Annotated in this window: 1 pseudogene; it reads left to right on the top strand. The window is 69.2% G+C overall.

Annotated features, from left to right (window positions below):
* A pseudogene (locus D7X30_RS41505) lies at positions 1–250 on the top strand (IS3 family transposase); the annotation flags it as partial.

The following is a 250-nucleotide window of genomic DNA, read 5'->3' as shown; positions in this document are numbered from 1 at the left end:
AACGGCGAGAGCAGGCCAGCTCCCAGGGCGAGCAGTGCCGCCTCGGATGAGCGCGCCGAACTCGAGCGGCTGCGGCGCGAGGTGCGGGTGCTGCGCGAGGAGCGCGACATCCTAAAAAAAGCTGCGGCCTGGTTCGCGCAGGAGTCCGTGGCGACGCCCAAGCGGCGTACCGACTCGTGAAGGCGAACCAGGCCGTCCACGGCATCACGACGCTCTGCCGTGTCCTGGAGGTGTCCGAGAGCGGCTACCA

This window comes from Corallococcus sp. AB011P (assembly GCF_003611605.1).
GTDB classification, from domain to species: domain Bacteria; phylum Myxococcota; class Myxococcia; order Myxococcales; family Myxococcaceae; genus Corallococcus; species Corallococcus coralloides.
Note: the sequence above shows the minus strand (reverse complement) of the source record. Positions and strands in the feature narration are given on the sequence as shown.